Raw genomic sequence first — 24,250 nt, forward strand, 5'->3', positions numbered from 1 at the left:
GGCGTGCGACACCTCTACTCCTGCCCGCTGCGCTGGTCGGACATGGACGCGTTCGGGCACGTCAACAACGCGGTCTTCATCCGCTACCTCGAAGAGGCACGGATCGACTTCATGTGGCGGCTGGCGCCGGGCGACGGCAGCCCGTCCTTCTCCGGCGGGTCCGTCGTGGCCCGCCACGAGATCGACTACGTGCGGCCCCTGGTCCACCGGCACGAGCCGGTGACCATCGAGTTGTGGGTGACGAAGATCGGCGCCGCGTCGATGACGATCGCGTACGAGATCCGGGACGCGGACACCCTCTACGTCCGGGCCTCGACCGTCGTCGTGCCCTACGACCTCGCCGAGGGACGGCCGCGCCGCATCAGCGCGGAGGAGAGGTCTTTCCTCAAGGAGTACATGGACGACGCGCGGCCGGACGCTGCCCAGCCCCAGGAGGGGGCCGTCGCCGCATGACGACGGCGCTGCGCCTGGCCGATGCCGGGGAGGCGGCGGATCTCGCCGCCTTCCTGGCCCGGCTGATCCACTACGACCGGGCCGCGGCGGTACGGCTCCAGGCCGGCGGCGGTGTGCTCGCCGTCTTCGGCCGTCCGCCGTCGTTCGAGGTCCTGGCCATCCGTACGGCCCGGCTGGCACGGGCGGGTGAGCCCGGCGCGGGCCGGACCACTGTTGGGAGTGGCAGGGCTGGTGATGCCGGTGGGGCCGACGAGACTCCGGACAACCTGGATGTCACCGTCTCGGCCGGCGAACTCCTTGAGGGCATCGGGGACGGTACGGGCCTGGTCGACGTCCCCGCTGCCGTCACCGGCCCGCCCTGGACCGGGGTGCTGCCACCGCGCGGCGGTTGGCGGCGGGTACCCGGCCTGCCCGAACCGGCGGCGCTGCGTCGGGTGCTGACCGCCGCGGTCGCCGAGTTTCGGGCCCGGGACGAGGCGCTGGCGCCGGAGCGGCGTACGCGCGTCGAGCGCGACCGCATCGGCCGGGAGATCTGGTCCCGCACCCTCGGCGACACCCACCTCCCGCTGCGCGCGGTGCACGCCGCGCAGTCCCTGGGCTTCCTACGGGGTGTGCGGGCCGAGGGCGTGAGCGTGGCGGCGGCCGTGCCGGGTGCTGCCGGCGCAGGCGGTGGCCTGGGCGCGAGCACAGGCACGGACGCGAGCGCGGGCATCGGCAGTGGTGGCGGGGCCGACGGTGGGACCGGTGACGGGCGTTCCACGGCTGTCGCCATGGAGTCGCTCACCCTGCTTGCCGCGGGGAGCTGGCTCCGCCTCCGTACGCCGTACGGCTCCATAGCCGTCCGCATCTCCGCCACCGGCCTCGCGGGCCTCACCGTCACGCCGGTCTGATCCGCCGGTGCCGACGACTCAGCCGGTGTCGACTACTCGGTCGGTGGTGAGGGCTTAGCCGGTGGTGAGCGCTCAGTCGGTGGTGAGTGCTCAGTCGGTGTTGATCAAGGAAGCCGCCGCGTACGTCATGTAGTTCCACAACTGCGTCGCGTGCTCCTCGGACAGGCCGAGCGAGTTCACCGCGTCGCGCATGTGCCGCAGCCAGGCGTCGTGGGCGGCGCGGTCGACGGTGAAGGGGGCGTGCCGCATCCGCAGGCGGGGGTGGCCGCGCCTGTCACTGTACGTACGGGGCCCGCCCCAGTACTGGACGAGGAAGAGGGCCAGCCGCTCCTCGGCCGGGCCCAGGTCCTCTTCCGGGTACATCGGCCGCAGCAGCGGGTCCTCGGCCACTCCCTGGTAGAAGCGGTGCGCCAGACGGCGGAAGGTCTCCTCGCCGCCGACCTGCTCGTAAAAGGTCTGCTCCTGAAGCGTGCCGCGCGGAATCTTGTTCACCCTTCCATGGTGTCAGACCGCCCGGCCGAGGACCTCGGTCCTAGGACAGCGGGCGCATCCGGGCGGATGCGTAGGACAGTGGAGGTATGGGCGCTACAGATCGCAGGGGCGAGGCCGACCCGCTCGCCGGGCCGGCGGCCGAGGCGCGGGCCGCGATGGTGCGGCGGATCCGCGAGGAGGGCGGGCTCGCCGATCCGCGGTGGCGGGCGGCCTTCGAGGAGGTGCCGCGGCACCTGTTCGTACCGGAGTACTTCGTGGGTGTGATCGGCGGGTACGAGCGGCTGTCGGCGGACGACCCCGATCCGCGGCGGCGGGAGCGGTGGCTGGAAGGCGTCTATGCGGACGGGGCGCTGGGGACGTGGGTGCGGGACGGCGAGATGGTGTCCTCCAGCAGCCAGCCGTCGCTGATGGCGATGATGCTGGAGGCGCTGCGGGTGGGGGAGGGGCCCGAGGACGGTCGGTCGAGGGAAGACGGGTCCGGGGCCGGCCCACCGAGGGCAGAGGACGGGCCTGAGGGCGATGTGCTCGGGGCGCCGGGCGCCGGTGACGTGCGCGGCGTACGTGAGGTGGATGGCGTACGAGATGTGCGTGACGTACGTGGCGCACATGGCGTACGAGGTGGCTGTCGGGTGCTGGAGATCGGGACCGGCACCGGGTACAACGCGGCGCTTCTCGCGCACCGGCTGGGTGACGCGCAGGTGACCACCGTCGACCTTGACGAGGAGATCACCGGTGCGGCACGTGCCCATTTGGAGGCGGCCGGCTACCGGCCCACGGTCGTGACCGGGGACGGGGCCCTGGGCTGCGCGGAACGGGCGCCCTTCGACCGGGTGATCGCCACCTGTGAGCTGCCGTCCGTACCGAGGGCATGGGTCGAACAGTGCGCGGCGGGGGCGCTGATCCTGGCGCCGCTGGCGACCGGGTTGGTCAGGTTGCGGGTGGCCCGTGGGTGGGAGCCGGAGCGGGGAGCCGGGGGTGCGCAGGCGCGCGCGGACGTGCGTGCCGAGGGGGCGTTCTTGCGTACTCCGGCGTATTTCGTTCCGCTGAGGGCGGCGGAGGGGACGGAGGGCGTGGCCGACAGCCGTGGCGGTGGTCGTCAAGGCGGCGGACTGTGGAGACGCGGCCCCGGCCGGGGGCGCCGGGGATTCGGCGGCCACGGCGGGGCCGAACTGCCGCGCGAGGCCCTACGGGACGAGCGGTTCCGGTTCCTGCTGGCCCTGAGCGGCGGGGCGCTGGGGCCGCAGGAGGCGTACGAGCTGTGGCGGCGCGAGCGCCAGCCGCCGCGCGAACGGTTCGGGATCACGGTCGAGGGAGACCGTCAGTGGGCATGGCTGGATTCCCCTGACGGGCCCCACTGCTGGCCGCTCACCGCCCACGGGGGCCTGTGAAGGCCGGTTGGGTGGACGGTGGGCGGCCCGCGCCGGCCGACGTCAGCCGCGGCGGATCGTCAGCGTCGTCCAGGCGCCGACGTGGACCCGGTCGCCCTCGTGGAGCGGCACCGGCACGTAGGGCTGGATCGGGTCCTCGGCGAGGTTGACCGTCGTGCCGTTGGTCGAGTTCTGGTCGACCACGGCCCAGCTACTGTCCGCCTGCTGGACCAGCAGGGCGTGCTGGTGCGAGACGCCCGGATCCTCCGGCGGACGGCCCAGGTCGATGTCCGGCGACTCGCCCGTGCTGTGACGGCGGCGGCCGATGCTGATCTGGGTCCCGGCGAGCGGGATCTGCTGCTCGGGGGAGTAGGCGGGCAGGTTGAGCCCGGCCGCCTCCGGTCCGCTGCGGCCCATCATCGCGAGGAAGTACTCACGGTCCGGTGCGATCGCCACGACCCAGCCGGCACCGACGACGGGCACGGGGGCGGTCTGGGCAGCCTGGCCGGTGGGAGCGGCTTGGCCGGCCGGTCCCGGAGCGCCGTTCCACGGCTGTTGTTCCTGCTGTTGTTCCTGCGGCTGCGGTGGCTGAGCCTGCTGTTGCTGTTGCTGTTGCTGTTGCTGTTGCTGGAGGTGGTGCGGGGGTTGCTGCTGCTCGTACGGAGCCTGTGGCGGCTGGTACGGCTGCTGCCCGTAGGGAGCCTGCTGGTGCGGGATCTGCTGCTGAGACTCGTACGGTGACTGCTGCTGCTGCGGTGACTGCTGCTGCTCGTACGGGCCGGGCTGCGGCGGCTGGTGTGGCGGTTGCTGCTGCTGTTGCTGAGGCGGTTGCTGCTGGGGCGGGTAACCGTAACCGCCGCCCTGGCTGACGGGCGGGTTCTGGTGCGGGGGCGCGGGCTGGCCGCCGGGCGGGGGCAGCATCCAGTCGTCACCCTGGCTCTGCGGCGGGGGCGGAGGGCCGGGGGTGCCCTGCGGGCCCGGCTGTCCCGGCGGGGGGCCGGGACGGCTGCTCGGCTCGGGGGAGAGCGGCTCGGCCGGACGGTTCACCTGTGACGGCCGGGAGCCCTGGTACTCGTACTGCTGAGCTGGCGGTGTCTGCTGCGGTGGCAGGGGTGGCGGTGTCTGGTGGGGGTGCTGGGGCGGGTAGCCGTAACCGCCGCCCGGCGGGCCCGGGGGAGCGGGCTGTGGCGGGGCGTACGGGGACGGGCCCGGGGCTGCGAAGTTGTAGCGGCACTCCTCGCAGAAGGGGGCGCCCGGCTCACGGGGCGTACGGCACTGCGGGCACAGCTCGGACTGCGCCGGCCCGCCGGGAGCACCGCCGGGGATGTTGCCGGGAGCGCCGGGGGCACCGGGAGTGCCTGGGCCACCGGAACCTGCGGGGCCGCCCGGCATGCCGGGGACTGCGGGCCCCCCGGGACCACCCGGTCCGGGGGCCGGGGGCGGGTAGCCGTAACCGCCCTGACTCGCCTGCGGACCGCCTTGGCCGCCCGGACCGCCTTGGCCGCCCGGAGTGCCCTGGCTGCCGGGGGCACCCGGGCCACCCGGGCCCCCGGAGCGCCGGAACCGCCCGGACCACTCCGACCGTCGCCGGGACCCTGACCACCGGGACCTTGACCACCGGGACCTTGGGCTGCCGGTCCGCCTGCCGGTCCGCTCCCCGGTCCCCCTCCCGGTGCGCCCCCGGGGCCACCACCCGGCGGACCGCCCGCCGGACCGCCCCCTGGCGCGGGCGGTGGCGGCGCGGGCGGACCGGGAGGCTGGGCCGGCGGTGGTGTGTTGAGGAACCCCGCGGGCAGAGAGGGCGGCGGGGGGACAGCGCCCGCCATCCGGTGGCCGCACACCTCGCACCAGTCTTCGGCCACCGACTGATGGCCGTTCGGGCAGGTCGGCATGTCGGTTCTTCCCCCTCCGTACCGTTTTCTTCCGGCAGTACGTCTCGTACGCCTGGTAGATCTTGTTTGTTACTTCTTGACGCGAACTGTCTTGGTCGAGCGCGTTTCGAGCGTCATCTCGTCCGCCTCTGTGACCTTCGCTTTCAGTCGCACAGTACCGGTCGCCGCATCGACGACGTCCACCACCTTCGCAAGCAGTTTCGCAGTCTCCTCGTTCCCGGACGCGCTCGCCAACTGGACGGCCCGTCCCAGCTTGGCCGTCGCGCCGTCCGCGTCGCCCGACTTACGGGCGTCGAGACCCTGCTGGATCACCCGCGCCAGCTCCGCCTGGCCCGTGTAGTGGGCCACCTGGGGGTTGATGGAGGTCGACGCCTCCATGTCGTCCGTCCACACGGCGCGTACGAGGCCCTGCGAGAGGATCTGTGGGGGACTGCCGCCGAAGCCGGGGAGCACGAGCGAGACGCGCGCCGCCAGCATCTCCCGGCCTACACCGGCGTTCGGGACCCGTACGCACAGGTGGTAGTCGCGGGACTCGTCCCCCCACGACCCGGTCGGGTAGTCCCCGGAGCGCGGGCCGGAATCCGTACGGCGGCCGGTCAGGTCCTCGACCGTCGGAGCCACCTGCTTGACGAAGACGATCTCCGCGCCCTGCGGTGTCCACAGCCGCAGGCTGACGTCGGCGACTTCCTTGCCCATCGCGTGTTCCATCATCTGCGTGAAGTCGGCGGCCAGCCCGTCCGGGTCGGCGACGATGTCCGCGGTGCCCAGCAGCGCGGAGGCGATGCCGGTGACCTCTTTGACTTCCCAGTCCGTGCCGACGCCGCGGGCGTCACAGGTGAAGTGGCCGGCGCAGGCATCGAGAGTGGCCCGTAGGTCCTCGGGTGATTCGTGTTCGTTGCGGCCGTCGGTGAGCAGGATGCCGTGCGCGATGGTGACGTCGGCGGAGGTCAGCAGGCGGTCGGCCAGCCGCAGCCAGGTGCCGATGGCGGTGCCGCCGCCCGCGCGCAGCTTGCGCAGCGCGTCCTTGGCCTGGGCGCGGGTGGTCGCGTCGGCCGTGGCCAGCCGCCCGCCGCCCGGGTAGACCTCGGCGGCCTGGTGGGTGCCGGCCACCACCGCGAAGGCGACCCCGTCGCGTACGGTCTCGATCGCGGCGGCCGTCGCGTTGCGCGCGTTGCGCATCTTGGCCGGCGGATAGTCCATGGAGCCGGAGCAGTCGACCATGATCACAACACCGGCGCCGCCGGGGACGGCCGGCCCGCGCGGGGCGCCCGCGCCGCCCGCGTCCGTGGTGGGGGCGAAGAGCGGCGCGCCTCCCGTGGTGCCGCCTCCGGTCGAGGTGACCGTGATGACGGCGTTCACCTCGCGTCCGCCCTCGGGGAGGTACTCGTTCTGGTACACCTCGGCGGAGAACCGCGGCACATGCGACTTGGCGAAGTTGGCCATCCGTTCCGCTCCTCAAGTCTCCATAGCGGTAAAGCGACAAACGGTCGGGCGGAGGTGACTTTGAACTTCCCCCGTTGATGCCGGACGGCGCCATGCTGCACTGCGCTGCCGTTTTTCTTTTGTTTGCCTTCGGTTGCTTTCAGATGCCGTGAGGTCTTTCAGGTGCCGTTAGATGCCATGAGCTGCCGTTGGCTGCCGTGCCGCGCCGGTGCTCGTTGGCCGCTGGTACGTGACGTCATCTGCCGGTACCGGTACGTGTGCCGATGCCTGCGCTTGTGTCGGTACCTGTGTCGGTGCCGTTGTCGCTGCCGCCGGGCCGGGTCTCAGGCCGTACCCGTCCCTTCCTGTGGTGCCGGGAACGGCACCACCGCCACCGTCACGTTGTCGTGGCCCCCGCCGTCCAGCGCATGGCCGACCAGGGTCCGCGCGCCGTGCAGCGGCCGGGCGGCGGCGTCGGCGGGCAGTACGGCGGCCAGGTCCGCGGCGGCCTCCGCGTAGTTCCACAGTCCGTCCGTGCATACCACCACTACACCCGGTCCGTCCGGCCGGAAGGAAGCCGTGTGCGGCTCCAGTTCGTACGCGTCCGCGCCGAGCCACCCCGTGATGGCGTGCGCCCGGTCGTCCGCGTACGCCTCCGCCTCGGACATCAGATTGTTGGCCACCATCTGGGCGGCCCACGAGTCGTCCTCGGTGAGCCGGGCGGCGGGAGCGGTGCGGTCGTCGGGGACCCAGTACGCACGGCTGTCACCGACCCAGCCGACGGTGAGCAGGCCGCCGCCGACGACCGCCGCGACCAGGGTGCAGGCCGGCGCGTTCTGCCGGCGGTGCGGGTCGTGCTGCTGCGGTCGGCTGCGCTCGGCGGCCAGGGAGTTGACGGCCTTCCCGGCGGTGATGATCGCGTCGTGCAGGGCCTGCTGCGGATGCGTACCCCTGGGCAGGGACGCGAGCAGTGACTCGCCCGCGGCCTCCGCGGCGGCGGCCGAGGCGTCGTCGGGGCGGGTCGCCGAGGAGACACCGTCACAGACCACGGCGATCACGGCGGGCGAGCCGTCCGCCAGCGTCGTCGTGGACACCGAGAAGAAGTCCTCGTTGCGGTGGTGGCGGTGGCCGCGGTCGCTGACCGCCGCCACGCCGTGGAGTTCGCACTCCAGGTGGTCGCGTTCCCGGGGCTGGGCGTGCCCGCAGGTCTCGCAGTAACCGTCCCTGTCGACGCCGCCGGCCCGGCAGGCGGCACAGACTGTTGTGCCCCGCGGGGGTGTGTGGTGCTCGGTGGGTGCGGAGCTGTCCGGGGAGCTTCCGGGTTCGTACGCCGAGCTTCCGGATTCGGGCGCTGTACTTCCGGATTCTTGTGCGGTGGCTTCGGAGTTGTACGGCGCGCTTCCGGATTCGTACGGAGCGGGCCGGGCGTTCTGCGCGTTCTGTGCTGCCGACTCGGCGACGAGGTCGTAGCCGACGACGCGCGGATCGGCGGCCCGGGCGGCTGAGGGCCGCGGGGCGGCGTGCCCCTGCTCGCCGGAGGACGCCTGCGGGACCGGCGCGGGGGAAGCGGGGGCCGCGGATCCGGTGCCCACCGGGTCGGGGGCGCTCGCAGGGAAGTCACCTGCCGGGCGCGCACGGTTCGGCGGTACGTAACCCGGCGCGGCGACATAACCGGACGACGACGGCGGCATATGGCTGCCGGACGACGGCGGCACAGGGCTGCCGGAGGACGGCGGTACATGGCCGGGAGACGGCGGCACATGGGGTGGCGGCACAGGGCCGGGCGCGGCGGTCGGCGGTGCCCCGTAAGCCGCTTCCGAGTCCCCGTGCCCGTACGCCGCACCCGAGGAGGCGTCGTAGGCCGCGCCCGGCGTGCCGGGGGGCGCCGTGCTCGCCTCCGCGCCCGGCACGCGGGCTTGCGGCCCCTGTGGGACGGCCGGCGGGCCCTGAGGAGCGGCCGACGGACCCTGCGCGGTGGTCGGCGGGGCCTGGGGCATCCCCGGGGGCGGCGGGGCGTGCGGGGGCGGGGCGGGGGCGGAGGCGCGTAAGGGGGCGCGGGCGGAGGATCGTACGCCGGGGAGCGGGACGCGCCACGCAGCGCGACCGTCGGCCGCTCTCCGGCCGTCAGTGCCCCGGTACCGGACAGCGCGGCACCGCACGACCCGCAGAAGTTGTCCCCCGCCTCGTGCGGCTCCTCGCACCCCGGACACCGGAACGGCCCGGTCACACCCACACCCACACCCATGTCACACCCACGTCCTGGGGCGGAAGCGGTTGGCCCGTTCCACCAGTTCGATCCTTTCCTCGCCGCGCTGCGCCAGCCGTGCGAGCAGTCTGAACGACCGCTCCAGGCCGAAGCGCAGGCCGCGTTCGTCCAGCTCGCTGCCGAGCAGCGCAGGCCGGCCGGCAGCGCCGGGCGAAGTGCTCGCACCCTGCTCCCGGGCACCTTGGCTCCCGGAGAGTACCCAGTCCAGCGCGCAGCCCAGTACCTCGGTCGACAATTGCTCACGGCGCTGAGCGTCCAGACCGGACTCCGTCAGCCGCTCCACCTCCTCGGCCGCGGCCCGCAGATCCGGCAGCAGCGGATCGCGCGCGGAACGCTGCCGTAACCGCGCCCGGACTGCGGCGATACGGGCCGCGGTGCAGTGGATCGAGGACTCCGGTACGGATTCCAGGGCGGCCACCGCACCCGCGCGGTCCCCGGCCGCCAGCCGGACGCGGGCCAGCCCGAAGGCGGCGCTGACATAACTGTGGTCGGTGCTCCATACGAGGCGGTAGTACTCCGCCGCGTTGTCCAACTGGCCCAGTTCCTCGGCGCAGACACCGAGCGCCAGCTTGGGCGCGGGCTCGCCCGGGAAGGCGTCGTAGACCGCGTCGAAGGAGAGCGCCGCCGTCGCGTGGTCCCCGGTCGTCAGGGCGACCAGGCCCCGGTACCAGACCACCCTCCAGTCCTCGGGGTGGTCCTTTTCGAGGTCGTGCAGTTCGCGCCGGGCCGCCTCGCCGTCGCCCCTCTCCAGTTGGGCCCGCAGGCCGCGCAGCCGCGTTTCGAGGGATGCGGTGGGGGCGGCGCGGAGGGCTGCGATCAGCTCCGTCGGCGCGGCGGCCATCAGACCGGCCAGGAAGCCGGCGTTGGGGTCGGCCGGGTCCACCCGGGGGACGGGCAGCGCGAGGACGGCGAGTGCGGTGTCCAGCGGGCGCAGCACGGGAACGGACCGAGCGGAGACGGGCGTGGGCTCTGTGGTGCCCGTCGCACCGGTGACGCCTTCTGCGGTCGCTGCGGTTGCTGCGGTCGCCGTGGTAGCCGTGGCTGCTGTGGTGGCCGGAGCCGCCGTAGGGGCCACCGTTGTCGCTGCAGGGGGCGCTGCTTCCGTTGCCGGCATGGTCGCCGTGGCCGACGGAGCCGGTGCGGCTGAGGGGGTACGTGCGGCCGGTGTGACCTCGTACGCGGCCTGGACCCGCGGACCTGGGGCCGCCGACCGGGCGGGCGGGCCCGCGACGGCCGACGGGGGCGCGCCGACACCGCCCGGCGCGCCGATGCCCCGGCCGGCCCCACCACCGCGGCATGCGCGACGCCCGTACCGCCGCCCGTACGACCGGCGGCGCCCGTCCCGCCGGGACCGCTCAACGGGCCGCCCGGCCCGCCGCGACCGCCCGGCCCGCCACCACCGGTCCGCCTGCCGCGACCGCCCCACCCGCCCGGAGCCGCCCGGCTTCCGCGCCACCGCCCCACGGTCCGTGCCCCCGGCGCCCGTGTCCCCGGCGCCCGCGTCCCCGCGGCCCGTGCGCCCAGGAGCGAGGTGTCCCCTGCGGCGCAGCGACCAGTTCGGTGTCCACAACCCGCAGTTCGGGGCCGAAGAGGGTGGAGAGCGAGGGCCGCTGTTCACCCGTCTGGAGCGCCACGACCTCCCGCAGCACCCCCGTGAGCTGCTCGGCCATCTCCTCCGCCGAGGCGAACCGGCGCTCGCGGTCGGGGTCGGTCGCCCGTACCAGGAGGCGGTAGAAGGACTCGTACCTACGGAAGACCTCGATGTTCTCCGGGTCGGGCAGGGAGTCCACGAAGACGTTGGTGTAGCCCTGGAAGTCGAAGGTCAGGACGGCCAGAGTGCGGGCGACCGTATACAGGTCCGAGGCGACCGACGGTCCCAGCTCGGCGACCTCGGGTGCCTGGTAGCCGACCGTCCCGTAGATGGCGCTCTCCTCGTCGTCCATCCTGCGGACCGCGCCCATGTCGATCAGCTTGAGCTGGTCGCGCTGCTGGATGGCGTTGTCGACCTTGAAGTCGCAGTACAGCAGGTTGCGGCTGTGCAGATGGCTCAGCGCCTCCAGCGCCTCGATGCCGTACGCGCACGCCTGCTCCACCGGTAACGGCTCACGGCGCCCCTGCGGCGTACGGCGTTCGTTGGCGATCTCCTTGAGTGACTTGCCGCCGACGTACTCCATGACGATGTAGCCGTCCAGGCTGCCCGTCGACTGGTCCAGGTGCTCGACGAAGTTGTAGATGCGGACGATGTTGGAGTGTTCGATCTCGGCGAGGAAGCGGCGTTCGGACACGGCCACCGCGAGGGCTTCTTCGTCGCCGGTGTCCAGCAGGCCCTTCAGGACGACCCAGCGGTCGGAGACGGCGCGGTCGACGGCCAGGTATATCCAGCCCAGTCCGCCGTGTGCCAGGCAGCCCACGATCTCGTACTGTCCGTGGACGACGTCCCCGGCCCGCAGCTTCGGAACAAAGCTGTACGGATGGCCGCACTTGGTGCAGAAGCCTTGCGTACGGCCCGGACGGTCGCCGCGCGCCCGGCCGACCGGGGCCCCGCAGTCGCTCCGGCTGCAAAAACGCTTCCGTTCGGGAACCTCCGGGTTCTTCAGCACGGCCGCGCGCGGATCGGGACGCGGCACCTGCGGCACCGTGACCAGCCCCGCGCCCAGCCGGCCGCGTACCGAGCCGGAGCCGGAAGCGGAACCGCTGCTCAGGCCCGCGCTGCGCACCGAGACCGGCGATGCCTGCGCGGAGCCGCCGGACAGGGAGCGGGACAGGCGTCCTGAGACCGAGCGCCGGGAGGTGGAGGAGCGGGCGGAGGCGCTGGTACGGGAGCCGCCGGACCCGCCCGAACGGCCTCCCGGTCCGTCCCCGAGCCACCGGAACCTGCCGAGCCACCGGAACCTGCCGGCCCCCTGAAGCCACCGGAGCCCCCCGAGCCCGCAGAACCCCGCTGGTCCGCCGAGCCCGCCGGCCCGCTTCCGGAACCGCCGGCCGCACGCTTTCCGGCCGTGATCCCCGTGGGCGCCGAGGTCACCACCCCGCCGGGCGGGACGACCGGAGCCAGCCCGCAGGTGTCGCAGTACAGTTCGCCCCGCCGACGTCCTCGTAGCGGCCCTCGCAGTCCCGCCGCTGGCACGGGACCCCCGCCCGCTGGTCCGTCATCATTCCCCCCTACGGTCCATGTGGTCCTTGAGGTTCTTGTGGTCCAGGGGACCCGTACGGCCCGGGTACCCGCCCCGTTCCATACGATTCGTCCGGCCGCTCCGCCTCGTACGGCCCGTCCCCCCGACCTGCCTCACGTGATCCATCGGCCCGGCCTGCCCCATACAGCCCTTCCACCCGGCCTGCCTCATACGGCCCGCCCGCGCGGCCGGCCCCTCCCGTCCACCCCGCCTCTCCCGACCCTCCCGTGCCCCCGAACCGCCCCGGCCGGTCGTCCGGCGGCTCGGGCGTCAACGCCTCCGCCGTCGCCCGCTGGTAGCGCAGCACCGCCTGTTCGGCCGCCCGCAGATCGCAGGGAGCGCTCCACAGCATCCGGCGGGCGGTGTCGTACCGCTCGATCAGCACCGGGTCCTCGGCCAGGCCGTGCCGGGCGACCTTCGCCCGGTAGGCGTCCAGCCGGCCGCGCAGTTCGGCCCGTACGGCCAGGGGTGCGGTGACCGCCGTCAACGACTCGCGGGCCCGGTGCAGTTCGTCGTCGGCGCGCTGCTCCAGGCTGTCCAGCAGCGGGGACAGCCGGTGCCACTGGGCGTGCCTGCGGTATTCGGCGGCGGTCGCCAACTGCTCGTGCAGCGCCGCGGACGGCCCGGAGACCGCGGGCACCTCGGACGCGGCGATCTTCGCCAGCACCTCGCCACGGGCCTGGCGCGCCTCGGTCAGCGTCCGGTCCGCGCGCGAGAGCACGTCGCGCACCCGCATCAGCCGCCGCTCGGCGTCCTGCCGTACGTCCAGGACCGCTTCGATCTCCCGCCGTACGTCCTCCAGGCTGCGCGCCGCGCGGTCGTAGCGCCCGGTGTCCGGCCGCCCGCCGCCGGGCGCGGAGCTGCCGGCGGACGCGGAGACCCAGAAGGCGAGCGGGTCGGAGACGACCTGGGTACGCAACTGCGTCAGCTCGTACGTGATCCGCTCCAGGTCGTCACCCGCGGGGTGTTCGCCGGGGCGCACCCCCACCGAATGTGCCAGCGAGCGTGTACGGCGCAGCTCGGCGGCGAGGAGGTCTATCCGGGCGGGCAGCGCGGACCACACGGCGTCGGCGGCGACGATCACGTCCAGCGCCCGCGCGTACAGGCCGTTCATCCGGGCGACCAGTTCCTCCAGGCTGAACCGCTCGCTGAGCCGGGCCCCGCCGCCCTCCGGTGCGACGCCGCCGGTGGCCGCGCCGGAGACCGTCACACCGCTGCCGCGCAGCAGTTCCGTCAGCTCGGCGAGGTCTTCCTGGGACGGCCAGCGCCGACGTCCGCGCAGCTCACGGGCGGTGTTCAGGGCGGTGGTGTACGCGTCGAAGTGCGCCCACAGGAGGGCGATGGACTGTTCGGTGGCGGCCCAGCGCTCCTTGGTGGTGCCGGTCAGGTCGGCGCCCTCCAGGAGACGCCGGCCCGCGTGGTCCTGAAGGGCCAGCAGGGAGGTCTCGATCGCCTCGTACTCGGCACCGAGCCGTCCCAGGGCGCGGTCCACCTCGTCCCGGTTCATCACCGGGCCGCTGGGCCTCCCGGCGGAGCTGGGGAAGGGTCCGGGGACCGCCATCGATCACCTCTCCAATGTGCGTGTGGCGCGCGGGGGTCGGCACGCTGCCGCGGTGCCGCCGGTCAGTCGCTGTACTCCGGTTCGGGTGCCCGGGACATGCCCGGCAGGTCGTCCTTGAGCCAGGTGCGGTAGGCCGTCATCCACGGGCTGTGCTCGCCGCCGTCGCCGCGGTAGTCCTCCAGCACCTTGTTGACCCGCCGCACCAGGTCGGTGTCGTCCTTGTTCATCGCCACTCCATACGGCTCCTTCGTGAACGGCCGTCCCTTCAGCTCGACCGTCGGGTCCTGCGCCGCCTGCGCGGCGGCCAGCGCGTTGTCCGTGACCACCGCGTCGGCCTCGCCGAGCTGGAGCCGCACCAGGCAGTCGAGCTGGTTGGGGACGGTCAGCACCGACGCGCCGTGCCGCTGCCCGGCCAGCTCCGACTCGCCGGTGGATCCGGCGGCCGTACAGATCTTTTTGCCCTTCAACGAGTCGTCGAAAGCGTCGATCCTCGACCACTTGGGTGCCAGCACCTGTTGACCGGCCTGGAAATAGGCGGTCGAGAAGGCAACCTGCTTCTTGCGCTCGCAGTTGATCGTCATCGTCCGTACGACCATGTCGACCGTACGCTTCTGCAGCGCCGGTATGCGTTGATTGGTGGGGATCGCCAGGAAGACGGGTTTCGCCTTCGGTCCCAGGATGTCCTTGGCGATGGCGTTCGCGATGTCGATGTCGAAGCCTTCCAGCTTGCCGGTGCCCGGATTGCGGTAGCCCCAGCGGTAGGTGTTCTGGTCGACGCCGACGACCAGACGGCCCTCCTTCTTGATCCTTTTCACCGCCGGTCCGTCGTCCGAAGACGGCCGCAGGCTCCGGGCGGCGGTCTCAGGGGTGCATTCGGCCGCCGCGGGCCGGGCGTACGCCGGTCCGGCGCCGGACGTACCGCCCGTGGGCGCCCCGTCCCCCGTGCCGCCCGCCAGGACGGGCACCAGCACCGCGGCGGTGGCGGCCATCACGCACACACCGGCCGCGACCGGCGCCAGCACGGCCCGCAGGTTCCGCCGCCGCCTCGCGCGCAGCCCCTTGCGCGTCTCGCCGCCCGACGGCCTCATGACCCCTTCACCCCGCCCCCTCACCGGTACTCCGACAGCCTGCGCCCGATGCCCAGCACCGCGCTCGTGGCGGCCAGTACGGCCAGCACGGCGGCGCCCACCGCCAGCCCGGACAGCGCCCCCGGCCGTCGTCCGCCGCCCGCCGGAACTCCCGCTGCTCGTGTCCCAGGGCCGTACGCAGCTCGGCGTCCACCCGGTCGAAGGACTCACCCGTGGCCTGGTTCGTGCCGATCACCTTCTCCAGCGCCTTGTCGTAGTCGCCCGCGTCGTCGGCGGCGCGGGCGACGGCGTGCCGGGCCTGCCACTGCCGTACGCCGCTCAGCGCGCGCTCCACCGGACGGCGCCCCGCGTCGTCGTCCGCGAGCGCCAGCGCCGTCCCCAGCCTGCTGTCCGCCGCCGCGGCGCCGCTGGTGCCCCGGCCCGCCAGGCCCCGCATCCCGGAGCGGTACCCGACCTCGTAGAAGTCCTGCTGGTCCTTGGTCAGCACCGCGCCGCGCGCGACCAGCGTCAGGTTCTCGTCGCCGCGGGCCTGAAGGGAGTCGATCCGCGCCTCATTGAGGACCCGCAGTGACTTCGCGCCGTGATCGTAGGAGTCCGCCAGTCCCGCCCGCGCCACGGCGTGCCCCACGGCCAGCCACAGCAGGGTGACGGCCGTGGCGGCGGTCGCGGCCACCAGCCCACGGTTGAACACCCGGTTCGTACGGCGGTAATGACGCCGCTGGGCCCACCCCAGGGCGGCCAGTGCCACTACGCCCGTGCCCAGCGCCGCCCAGGGCCAGGCCCTGGCGGAGTCGTAGTCCGCGCCCAGCCGGGCCGTCTCGGCGACGTACAGCTCACGGGCCGCGGGCAGCAGGTCCTGGCGCATCCGCTCGTTGGCGTACCGCAGATACGCGCCGCCCAGCGGCAGGCCCTGCCGGTTGTTCGTACGCGCCGTCTCCACCAGGCCCGTGTAGCGCGGCAGTTGGCCGTTGATGCGGGCTATCCGGCGGCCGGCGGTGTCCGAGCCCTGGGCGTTGGTCGCGGCCTTGACCAGCAGCCGGGAAGCGGTCGCGATGTCCCTGCGGTAGCGGTCGCGGGTGGCCTGGCTCTCCTTGTCGCCGGCCAGGAAACCGACGGCGGCCGTGGTGTCGGCGTCGGCGAGCGAGCGGTAGATGTCCGCGGCGTCCGAGCTGAGGGGCTGGCTGTGCTCCACGACGTCCCGCGCCGCCGCCGCCCGGTCCGTGACCTGCCAGGCCGTGACCGCGCCGAACACCACGACGAGAAAGGCCAGTACGGCTCCCAGGACCCGCAGCCGGCCCGGCTCGGTCGTGGCCGCCGCCCGCAGGCGGTCCCATCCCTCGGCCCACGCCGTCCGGCGCCCGGCGGCGGGCGCGGACGCGAAGCGGAAGGCAGGAGCACCGGCAGGGCCCGGGGCACCGGCAGGGCCAGGAACACCGGCAGGAGCTGCGGCAGCGGCAGGGGAGGGCGAGGAGGGCGGCGAAGGAGGCGGCGGCGCGCTGCCGGCCGGCACGTAGGACACGGAACCTCCCCCTGAGTCGCTGACGGCGGACCCGGTCACGCGCGACGGGCGCACGGGAACAGGTGCACGGTCAGCAGTATGGCCGCAGGCACTGACAACCACACCGGTATCGGCGGGATCTTGCCCGGTATCGCGTTGTTCCAGACGGATCGGGATCCATCACCCTTCCCCTGTCTCTTCTCACGCTTGCCCGGTGTGTCCGGTTCCCGAAAGTGACGCCCCGTGTACGGGAGTTGACGGATACCCTGTCCGGCCTGGGCGTCCTCCGTCACGCTCCCCGACGGGCGGGCAGGGCTTCGGGCCGCTCGTCCGGGACGGCGGACGCGGCGGGCGCGGCGGTCCGGCGTCGGTATTCCTCGCGTGCGTCCATGAGTTCGGGCAGGTGCTCCCGTGCCCAGTCGCAGGCCGCCGCCATCGGGGCGAACAGGGACCGGCCGAGCGCGGTGAGCTCGTACTCGACGCGCGGCGGATTCTCCTCGTACGCGGTGCGCGTGATGATCCCGTCCCGCTCCAGGGCGCGCAGCGACTCGGTGAGCACCTTCGGCGTGACGCGGCGCAGCGGCACCCGCAGTTCGGAGAAGCGCCGTGGGCCTTCCTCCAGACAGCGGATGATCATCCAGCCCCATTTGTCGCCGAACCGGATCGGAAGCGCACGACTGGGGCACTCCGGTGCGAACATGTCTGGTTTCAGCGGCGTGATCACACTCCGACGGTACCGGCGGCGCCGGTACCGTTGAAGTAACCGGCAGGTGGCCGCATACGGTCCGGCCATGACCGAAACCCGCACCAAAACCTCTGCTCCCCGCGTCGGGGCGGAACACCTCGGCACGGATATCGTGATCTTCGGCGCCGGTGGCAGGGCCGGCCGCGCTCTCGTGAGAGAAGCGCGCTCCCGCGGCCACCGCGTCACCGCCGTCGTCCGCGACCCCGACCAGCACGCGGACCTCGCCGGCCCCGATTTCGCCGGCCCCCACCTTCCCGGCGGCCCCGGTGTACGGCTGCTGGCAGGCGACGTCACCGACCCCCGCGCCGTCGCCGCCGCGGCCACCGGCCACGCCGTCGCCATCAGCGCCGTCTACCGCCCGGACATACCGGCCGAGTCCCTGTACGTCGGTGCGGCCCGTGCCTTGAAAGACGGCCTGACCCGGGCCGGCACCGGGCGGCTGCTCGTCATCGGCATCGCCACCCTCGCCGAGACGGCGCCCGGCGTACGCATCCTGGACGCCCCGGACTTCCCCGAACCCGCCCGGACCTTCTCCCTCGGCCATGCCGCCGGCCTGGAGGCGTTGCGCTCCGGGACCCCTGGCCCGGACTGGGTGATGGTGCTGCCGCCCATGGAGATCGACTACGCGGCGTGCGCACGTTCCGTACTGGACGAGATCGAGCACCCGGCCCACCACCGGTCGGTCCTGAACCTGGCAGCTCCGGCAGTCGGTCGGTCCTGAACCTGGCCGCTCCGGCAGCGGGCTGAGCCACTCGTCACATCACGGCACTTCAACAGCTCTCCCGGTGGAGGCGGAAGGGCCGGGCCCCTGGGGCACCGTGATCCCCAGGGGCCCGCCCGGAGGCCCGTCCCGCCCGCCCCCACGGCCGGCGGCTACGCGTACCACCCCGCAGCCGCTCGTACGCCGGTGCCGCGGCACCCGCCCGGTCCAGGGCGTGCAGGGCGGCGCCGAGCACCGGTGGCGCGGTGACCACCTGGGGAACCGCTTTCGGCGCGCGTTCCGCCAGGAGCCGTACCACTTGGTCGTTCAGCAGCGGATGGCGGGCGGCCAGCACGCTGCCGCCCAGGACGACCGGCGTCGGCTCGTCCAGCAGGTCCAGCCGTTCTAGGGCGACCGTGGCCATCACCACCACCTCCTGTGCCTGCCGGTCCACGATCGCGCGGGCCACCGCGTCGCCGTCCGCGGCCACCGCGAACAGGACCGGGGCCATCTCGTGCCGGCGCCGCTCCGGTACGTGCCCCAGGTGCAGCGCCTCGATCAGCTCGGGCATGCCGGGCAGCCCGAAGTGGGCGGGGAGCGCCCGCGCCAGCGCGGTCCTCTCGCCGCGGCCGTCGTCGGCCCGTGCCGCGTACCACAGGGCCTCGTGGGCCAGGAAGCCACCACCGCCCCAGTCCCCGGAGATCCGGCCGAGGGAGGGGAACCGGGCGGTGCTTCCGCCGTGTCCCACCCCCGCGCAGTTGATGCCCGCGCCGCAGACCACCGCCACACCGACCGGCGTGCCGAAGTCCGGCAGCCCGGCGCGCAGCAGGGCCAAGGTGTCGTTGCGGACCGTCACCGTACGGGCCCAGCCCCGGGCCGCGATGAGGTCCGTCAGACCGGCCTCCTCCGCGGGGAAGTCGGCGTTGGCGAGGCAGGCGGAGACGTGGTCCACCGGCCCGGTGGCCCCGGCACGCGCGAGGGCCGTGGCGACGGCCGGTGCCAGGTCCTCGACCGCCTGCGCGGCTCCTGCCCGTGGGGGCTGGAAACCGCCGCCGCGGGCCGATCCGAGCAGGGTCCCGTCGGTACGCACCAGGGCCACGTCCGTCTTGCTGTTGCCCGCGTCGATGGCGAGCACGGTGCCGGGTCTGCCGGGTCTGCCGGGCCTGTCGGCTCTGCCGGGTGTCGCACCGTACGCCGTGCCGGGTGTCGCACCGCGCGCCGTGCCGTGCGCCGTGCCCCCTGCCGTCCCCTGTCCCGTGCCGGACGTCGTATCGGCCAGGTCGGTGAGGTCGGTCAGGCCCACGTGAGGTATTCCCGGTTGTGCGCGATCAGGTCGTCGGTGAGGCGTTCGGCGTAAGCGATCTGCCCCACCAGAGGGTGGGCGAGCAGCGCGTCGAAGACACGCTCCCGGCCACCCTTGAGTGCCGCGTCCAAAGCGAGGTGCTCATATGCGGTGACGGCGGCGACCAGCCCGGCGTACAGCGGCTCCAGCGGCCGTACGGGCAGCGGGGCGGCCCCGGAGGCGCTCACCGTCGCCGGTACCTCGATCACCGCGTCGTCGGGCAGGAAGGGCAGGGTGCCGTTGTTCAGGACGTTGACGACCTGTACGTCCTGTACGGCCGTACGGTCGCCCGCCTGCGTACTCGTGGAGGGGGCTGCTCCGCCCTCGGCGCCCCCGTTCCCCCGGGGCCGCAGGAGCGATGACGTCAGCGCCACCGCCGCCTCCGAGTAGAAGGCGCCCCCGCGCTGCCCCAGCAGCTCCGGCTTCTCGCTCAGCGCCGGGTCGGCGTACATCTCCAGGAGCCGCCGTTCGATCGCCGCGACGTCCGCGGCCCGCGACGGCCTTCCACGCGACTCCCGTACGACCTCGTCGTGCTGGTAGTAGTAGCGCAGGTAGTACGAGGGGATCACGCCCAGCCGCTCCAGGAGCGGCAGCGGCATCCGCAGGTCCTCCGCGACGGCCCGGCCGTGTCCGGCGAGCAACTCGGGCAGGACGTCCTCGCCGTCGACCCGTACGGCCCGCTCCCACGTGAGGTGGTTCAGGCCCACGTGCTCCAGCTCCACCCGCTCCGGCGCGACGCCCAGCAGCGCGGCGAACCGCCGCTGGAAGCCGATCGCCACGTTGCACAGGCCCACCGCCCGGTGCCCGTGCGTCAGCAGCGCCCGGGTGACGATGCCGACCGGGTTGGTGAAGTCCACGATCCACGCGTCCGGGCTGCGGCGCCGTACCCGCTCGGCGATGTCCAGCACCACCGGCACCGTACGCAGCGCCTTGGCCAGCCCGCCCGCGCCGGTGGTCTCCTGGCCCACACAGCCGCACTCCAGCGGCCAGGTCTCGTCCTGCTCGCGGGCCGCCTGCCCGCCGACGCGCAGTTGCAGCAGCACCGCGTCGGCGCCGTCCACGCCGGTGTCCAGGTCATCCGTCCAGGTGATCCGGCCCGGGTGCCCCTGCGCGGCGAAGATCCGCCGGGCCAGGCCGCCCACCAGCTCCAGCCGGCCGGCCGCCGGGTCGATCAGGACCAGCTCCGTCAGCGGCAGCACATCACGCAGCCGTGCGAAACCGTCGATGAGTTCGGGGGTGTAGGTCGAGCCTCCGCCGACCACTGCGAGCTTCACGGTCAATCAGCCCTTTACTCCGGTGAGAGTGACGCCTTCGACGAAGGCTTTCTGTGCGAAGAAGAAGACGAGGACGACGGGCGCCATGACCAGCAGGGTCGCGGCCATCGTCAGGTTCCAGTCGGTGTGGTGCGCGCCCTTGAAGGATTCCAGGCCGTAACTGAGCGTCCAGGCGGCCGGGTTCTCCGAGGCGTAGATCTGTGGCCCGAAGTAGTCGTTCCAGGCGTAGAAGAACTGGTAGAGCGCGACGGCGGCGATGCCGGGCCGGGCCATCGGCAGGACCACCCGCAGCAGGGTCCGCAGCTCGCCGCAGCCGTCCACCTTCGCCGCGTCCAGGCAGGCGTCGGGGATGGTGAGCAGGAACTGCCGCAGCAGGAAGACGGAGAAGGCGTCCCCGAAGGCCATCGGGATGATCAGCGGCCAGAGGGTGCCCGACAGATGCAGTTCCTTGGCCCAGAAGAGGTACATCGGTACGACGATCACCTGCGGCGGCAGCATCATCGTGGCGATGACCAGCACCAGGGACAGACTTCGGCCGCGGAAGCGGAACTTGGCGAGCGCGTAGGCGACCGGGATCGAGGAGAGCACGGTCAATGCGGTGCCCAGCCCCGCGTACAGGAGCGTGTTGCGCCACCAGGTCACAAAGCCCGGTGCCCGGAAGACCTCGACGTAGTTCCCCCAGTTCCAGGTGTGCGGCCACAGGTCGCGGGTCAGGGCCTGCTGGTCGCTCATCACGGACGTCAGGAGGACGAAGACGAAGGGGAGGACGAAGAAGAGGGCCGCGGCGACGGCGAAGGCGTGTACGGCGATCCAGTGCAACAGGGCCTTGCGGCGGGCGGTACGGGCCGCGCGGGGCGCACCGGGACCCGTACGGGCGGTGGCGGGGGAGGAGGACGGGGTGGGCGCGGCGGAGCTGAGGACATCGGTCACCGTGGTCACGCCCCTGTCCGGATCAGGCCGCCGCGGCGGCGCATCAGCAGTGCGGTGAAGGCCATCGCCAGGGCGAAGAGCACCAGCGCGACGACACAGGCGGACCCGGTGTCGAAGCGCTGGAAACCCAGGTTGTAGATGAGCTGGGGGAGGGTGAGTGTCGACTTGTCGGGATAACCGGGCTCGAACGCCTGCCCGGAGTTGCCGATGATGCCGCTGGCCACCTTCCCGGCGACGAGCGGCTGCGTGTAGCACTGCATCGTCTGGATCACGCCGGTGACCACCGCGAACATCACGATGGGCGCGATGTTGGGCAGCGTGACGAACCGGAACCGCTGCACCGCGCCCGCGCCGTCCAGCTCCGCCGCCTCGTACTGCTCCTTCGGCACGTCCAGCAGCGCCGCCATGAAGATCACCATCAGATCGCCGACGCCCCACAGGGTCAGCAGCGTCAGCGCGGGCTTGGACCAGGCCGGGTCGTTGAACCAGCCCGGCTGCGGCAGGCCGAGAGCGCCGAGAATGCCGTTGACCGGCCCTGTCCCCGGGTTCAGGAGAAAAGCGAAGGCCATGGTGGCGGCGACCGGCGGGGCGAGGTACGGCAGATAGAAAAGCGTACGGAAAAGGCCGGTACCCGTCTTTATCTTCGTGACCAGTACACCGATGCCGAGGCCGAACACCACCCGGCAGGTCATCATGACCAGGATCAGCCACAGGGTGTTCCACAGCGCCGGCCAGAACAGCGGGTAGTCGCGGAAGACGTAGGTGAAGTTCTCCGTTCCGTTCCACTCCGGCGGTCTGAAGCCGTCGTACTTCATCAAGGAGAAGTAGACCGTCGATATCAGCGGGTAGGCGAAGAAGACGCCGAAGCCGATCAGCCAGGGAGAGAGAAAGGCGAGGGTGCGCAGCGTCGTACGCCGTCGCTTCGCGCGAAAAGCCTTGGTGCGCCGGGCGTTCACGTGCGAGGTCTGCGTGCGAGGCGTTTGCGTACGAGTCGTCTGCGCGCCGGGCGATTCTGCATGTGGCGTTTTTGCGTATGCCGATTTTGCGTACGGCGTTTGCGCGCGAGGCGTGTCCGCGTTCACGAACGCGACCTCCTTTCGGTGTCGGTCTGTGCTGCCGGGGCCGGCTGCCGCACGGGGCCGCCGGCCCGGAGCCGCCGGTCCGGGGCTGCCGTCGGGGCCGGCTCAGTGGGCCTGGACGATGTCCCGGTCGATCTGCTCGGCGGTCGCGCGCAGCGCCGCGTCCAGGTCCGGCTCGCGGCCCTCCTCGTACCGGTAACTCAGGTCCTGCAAAGTCACCTGGTAGGTACCGCCGTTGACGCTTGCCGGAGTGGTGTTGCTGTGTGGGTTCTTCGCGATGTCCAGGAACGTACGGAAGCGCGGGTCGGTCTTCAGCCGGGGTGAGGAAAGCGCCGCGAACGTCGAGGGCACGTTGTGGATGGCGTTGGCGAAGTCGACCACCGCGTCGGTGTCGGTGGTCAGGAACCGCACCAGTTCCCACGCCGCGTTCTTCTTGGCGCTGGTCGCCGCGATGCCGGTGACGGTGCCGGTCATGTACCCCTTGCCGTACGTGCCGGCCTGGTCGTCCGGTACGGGCAGCGGCGCCACCCCGATTTCGAAGCCGGGCCTGCTGTCCAGCGCCATGCCCAGCCGCCATTCGCCGTCCAGGGCCATCGCCACCTGTCCCGTGTGGAAGGGGTTCTTGGCGCCGAATTCGTCACCGTAGGAGGTCCGGGCCCGCTCCAGCTTCCGGAATCCGCCGAGCCGCTCGGCCAGGTGCTTCTGCCAGGTCAGCACCCGCCGGAACGCGCTGTCTTTCCCCACCGTGGACTTGCCGTGCCCGTCGAAATACGTCGGGGACCACTGGGCGGCGTAATGAGTGATCGTCGTCTCGTACGCGTGGAAGTTCGGCATGAAGCCCAGCCGCTCGTACGAATCCCCCGTACGCCGGGTCAGTTTCACCGCGTCCGCGTCGAACTCCGACCACGTCTTCGGCGGCGCGTCGATTCCCGCGGCCTTGAAGGCGTCCTTGTTGTAGTACAGCGCGTACGCGTCCCCCAGCAGCGGCAGCGCGCACCGTACGCCCCGGAACCGGGTGTATTCCCGCATCGGCCCGGGGAACGTCTTCGCCGGGTCGATCCCCGACTTCTTCAGGAAGGGACCGAGATCCGTGAACGCCCCCGAGGAACAGAACTTCCCCACATTGTCCGTGGTGAACGACGACACCACGTCCGGCGCGTTCGGACCGCCCGCCCGGAGCGCCTGGTTGATCTTGTCGTCGGTGATGTTGGCGACCGACTTCACATGGATGTTGGGGTGTTGTCGCTCGAACGCGGCGATGTTGTCGTCGATCGCCTTGATCTCCTTGGGATCGCTCCAGCCGTGCCAGAAGGTCAGCGTGACGTCCGCGTGGGGATCGTCGTCGGCGGCCGGGAGGCTCTGTCCCGTACACGCCGCGGCGACCAGGGACAGCAGGAGCGCCGTCGCGCCGGCGGTTGCGGCGCGGCCGGCTCTGCGACTGGTGGACATGACAGACGCCTCCGGCTATCTGTAAGGAAACTTTCCAATCACCGCCCAGGAAGGTAAGCGCCCCCTCATCCCCCCGTCAATGCTTCCGCCCACCCCACTTTCACCCGCGCCCATACGGTCTTCCCGATCCCGCCGCGCTCCCGCACCCCCCACTCGTCCGCCAGGGCCTCGACGAGCACCATCCCCCGACCGTGCTCGTCCTCCACACCCGGCGTCCGCACGACCGGCCGCCCGGCCCCCGCATCGGACACCTCCATGAGCAGCGCACCGGTGCCCGGATCGAGCGTCCAGCAGACCTCGATCTCCCGCCCGGGCCCGGTGGCCGCCAGCACGGCGTTCGACGCCAGCTCGGCGATCAGCAACTCGGCGGTACGGGCGGTGTCCTCATCCAGCCCCCAGGCCGCGGCCTGCTCCATGAACGCGTGCCGGGCCCGCCCGACGCTGCGCCGATGTCGTGGCAATCGCTGGGAAACGCGTGCGAATTGAGGTGCATCGGCCATGAGAAAACCCCCAAGGGGTTGTGAGAATGAGCCTTCAACAGGATGCTCTTGCGACGGAGAACCATGCAACGTTGAACGTAAACACGGAAGAGTGAATAGCTGTTGATCCGTGCGACGGTCGTGCCGCAG

General features: G+C 72.5%; 16 protein-coding genes and 4 pseudogenes. 4 read left to right on the forward strand and 16 right to left on the reverse strand.

Going from position 1 to position 24,250, the window contains the following annotated elements; translation table 11 throughout:
* The first annotated feature begins 3 nt into the window (after positions 1-3).
* Entirely contained in the window at positions 4-453 is a 450-nt protein-coding gene (locus tag KGS77_RS23695) for a thioesterase family protein (protein WP_242585009.1), read from the forward strand.
* The gene (locus tag KGS77_RS23700) at positions 450-1,343 is read left to right on the forward strand and encodes a hypothetical protein (protein WP_242585010.1); all 894 of its coding nucleotides are present in this window, start codon (positions 450-452) and stop codon (positions 1,341-1,343) included. Before KGS77_RS23695 ends, KGS77_RS23700 begins: the two co-directional genes overlap by 4 nt.
* A gap of 90 nt (positions 1,344-1,433) precedes the next feature.
* Here the strand turns inward: KGS77_RS23700 and KGS77_RS23705 are convergent, their stop codons facing one another.
* Positions 1,434-1,835 (reverse strand): globin, encoded by a 402-nt coding sequence (locus KGS77_RS23705; RefSeq protein ID WP_242585011.1) that lies wholly within the window; start codon positions 1,833-1,835, stop codon positions 1,434-1,436.
* 86 nt (positions 1,836-1,921) lie between these two features.
* Here KGS77_RS23705 and KGS77_RS23710 point away from each other — a divergent pair, with 86 nt between their 5' ends.
* Positions 1,922-3,223, forward strand: a complete 1,302-nt coding sequence (locus KGS77_RS23710; RefSeq protein ID WP_242585012.1) for a methyltransferase domain-containing protein — start codon at positions 1,922-1,924, stop codon at positions 3,221-3,223.
* A gap of 42 nt (positions 3,224-3,265) precedes the next feature.
* On the opposite strand, the gene KGS77_RS23715 is transcribed toward KGS77_RS23710, so the two are convergent.
* From KGS77_RS23715 to KGS77_RS23755, 9 genes and pseudogenes are all read right to left on the reverse strand, one after another.
* Positions 3,266-4,594 (reverse strand): FHA domain-containing protein, encoded by a 1,329-nt coding sequence (locus KGS77_RS23715; protein ID WP_242587642.1) that lies wholly within the window; start codon positions 4,592-4,594, stop codon positions 3,266-3,268.
* Between the two features lie 326 nt (positions 4,595-4,920).
* A pseudogene (locus tag KGS77_RS35050) lies at positions 4,921-5,094 on the reverse strand (forkhead-associated protein); the annotation flags it as partial.
* Positions 5,095-5,163: 69 nt separating this feature from the next.
* Positions 5,164-6,537, reverse strand: a complete 1,374-nt coding sequence (locus KGS77_RS23725) for a VWA domain-containing protein (protein WP_242585013.1) — start codon at positions 6,535-6,537, stop codon at positions 5,164-5,166.
* A 323-nt stretch (positions 6,538-6,860) separates the two neighbouring features.
* Complete coding sequence (locus KGS77_RS23730; RefSeq protein ID WP_347404522.1) at positions 6,861-8,207, reverse strand: PP2C family serine/threonine-protein phosphatase; 1,347 nt, start codon at positions 8,205-8,207, stop codon at positions 6,861-6,863.
* A gap of 558 nt (positions 8,208-8,765) precedes the next feature.
* Positions 8,766-11,935, reverse strand: a pseudogene (locus KGS77_RS23735) (serine/threonine protein kinase); the annotation flags it as partial.
* Positions 11,936-12,208: 273 nt separating this feature from the next.
* Positions 12,209-13,516: pseudogene (locus KGS77_RS23740) on the reverse strand (hypothetical protein); the annotation flags it as partial.
* A gap of 62 nt (positions 13,517-13,578) precedes the next feature.
* The gene (locus KGS77_RS23745; RefSeq protein WP_242585014.1) at positions 13,579-14,604 is read right to left on the reverse strand and encodes a glutamate ABC transporter substrate-binding protein; all 1,026 of its coding nucleotides are present in this window, start codon (positions 14,602-14,604) and stop codon (positions 13,579-13,581) included.
* A gap of 20 nt (positions 14,605-14,624) precedes the next feature.
* Positions 14,625-15,928, reverse strand: a pseudogene (locus KGS77_RS23750) (hypothetical protein).
* A 463-nt stretch (positions 15,929-16,391) separates the two neighbouring features.
* Entirely contained in the window at positions 16,392-16,826 is a 435-nt protein-coding gene (locus KGS77_RS23755) for a helix-turn-helix domain-containing protein (protein ID WP_347404523.1), read from the reverse strand.
* A gap of 67 nt (positions 16,827-16,893) precedes the next feature.
* On the opposite strand from KGS77_RS23755, the gene KGS77_RS23760 reads away from it, so the two are divergent.
* Complete coding sequence (locus tag KGS77_RS23760; protein ID WP_242585015.1) at positions 16,894-17,568, forward strand: NAD(P)H-binding protein; 675 nt, start codon at positions 16,894-16,896, stop codon at positions 17,566-17,568.
* Between the two features lie 49 nt (positions 17,569-17,617).
* Here the strand turns inward: KGS77_RS23760 and KGS77_RS23765 are convergent, their stop codons facing one another.
* The 6 genes from KGS77_RS23765 to KGS77_RS23790 all read right to left on the reverse strand — a co-directional run bounded on the left by KGS77_RS23765 (position 17,618) and on the right by KGS77_RS23790 (position 24,121).
* Positions 17,618-18,682 (reverse strand): BadF/BadG/BcrA/BcrD ATPase family protein, encoded by a 1,065-nt coding sequence (locus KGS77_RS23765; protein ID WP_242587645.1) that lies wholly within the window; start codon positions 18,680-18,682, stop codon positions 17,618-17,620.
* A 158-nt stretch (positions 18,683-18,840) separates the two neighbouring features.
* On the reverse strand, positions 18,841-20,163 hold the full coding sequence (locus tag KGS77_RS23770) for a 6-phospho-beta-glucosidase (protein WP_242585016.1): 1,323 nt from the start codon (positions 20,161-20,163) through the stop codon (positions 18,841-18,843).
* Positions 20,164-20,169: 6 nt separating this feature from the next.
* On the reverse strand, positions 20,170-21,093 hold the full coding sequence (locus KGS77_RS23775) for a carbohydrate ABC transporter permease (protein WP_242587646.1): 924 nt from the start codon (positions 21,091-21,093) through the stop codon (positions 20,170-20,172).
* A 5-nt stretch (positions 21,094-21,098) separates the two neighbouring features.
* The gene (locus tag KGS77_RS23780) at positions 21,099-22,049 is read right to left on the reverse strand and encodes a sugar ABC transporter permease (protein ID WP_242585017.1); all 951 of its coding nucleotides are present in this window, start codon (positions 22,047-22,049) and stop codon (positions 21,099-21,101) included.
* Between the two features lie 228 nt (positions 22,050-22,277).
* Positions 22,278-23,621, reverse strand: a complete 1,344-nt coding sequence (locus KGS77_RS23785) for an ABC transporter substrate-binding protein (protein ID WP_242585018.1) — start codon at positions 23,619-23,621, stop codon at positions 22,278-22,280.
* 65 nt (positions 23,622-23,686) lie between these two features.
* The gene (locus tag KGS77_RS23790) at positions 23,687-24,121 is read right to left on the reverse strand and encodes an ATP-binding protein (protein ID WP_277994262.1); all 435 of its coding nucleotides are present in this window, start codon (positions 24,119-24,121) and stop codon (positions 23,687-23,689) included.
* Between the last annotated feature and the right edge of the window lie 129 nt (positions 24,122-24,250).

This window comes from Streptomyces sp. MST-110588, from assembly GCF_022695595.1.
In the GTDB taxonomy this organism is placed as follows: Bacteria; Actinomycetota; Actinomycetes; order Streptomycetales; family Streptomycetaceae; genus Streptomyces.

What these genes read in the sequence shown, in the direction of transcription:
- KGS77_RS23785 (WP_242585018.1), bottom strand. Translation starts at nt 23,621, where the DNA reads ATGTCCACCAGTCGCAGAGCCGGCCGCGCCGCAACCGCCGGCGCGACG.
- KGS77_RS23725 (WP_242585013.1), bottom strand. Translation starts at nt 6,537, where the DNA reads ATGGCCAACTTCGCCAAGTCGCATGTGCCGCGGTTCTCCGCCGAGGTG.
- KGS77_RS23730 (WP_347404522.1), bottom strand. Translation starts at nt 8,207, where the DNA reads ATGCCGCCGTCGTCGTCCGGTTATGTCGCCGCGCCGGGTTACGTACCG.
- KGS77_RS23715 (WP_242587642.1), bottom strand. Translation starts at nt 4,594, where the DNA reads ATGCCGGGCGGCCCCGCAGGTTCCGGTGGCCCAGGCACTCCCGGTGCC.
- KGS77_RS23790 (WP_277994262.1), bottom strand. Translation starts at nt 24,121, where the DNA reads ATGGCCGATGCACCTCAATTCGCACGCGTTTCCCAGCGATTGCCACGA.
- KGS77_RS23700 (WP_242585010.1), top strand. Translation starts at nt 450, where the DNA reads ATGACGACGGCGCTGCGCCTGGCCGATGCCGGGGAGGCGGCGGATCTC.
- KGS77_RS23760 (WP_242585015.1), top strand. Translation starts at nt 16,894, where the DNA reads ATGACCGAAACCCGCACCAAAACCTCTGCTCCCCGCGTCGGGGCGGAA.
- KGS77_RS23710 (WP_242585012.1), top strand. Translation starts at nt 1,922, where the DNA reads ATGGGCGCTACAGATCGCAGGGGCGAGGCCGACCCGCTCGCCGGGCCG.
- KGS77_RS23745 (WP_242585014.1), bottom strand. Translation starts at nt 14,604, where the DNA reads ATGAGGCCGTCGGGCGGCGAGACGCGCAAGGGGCTGCGCGCGAGGCGG.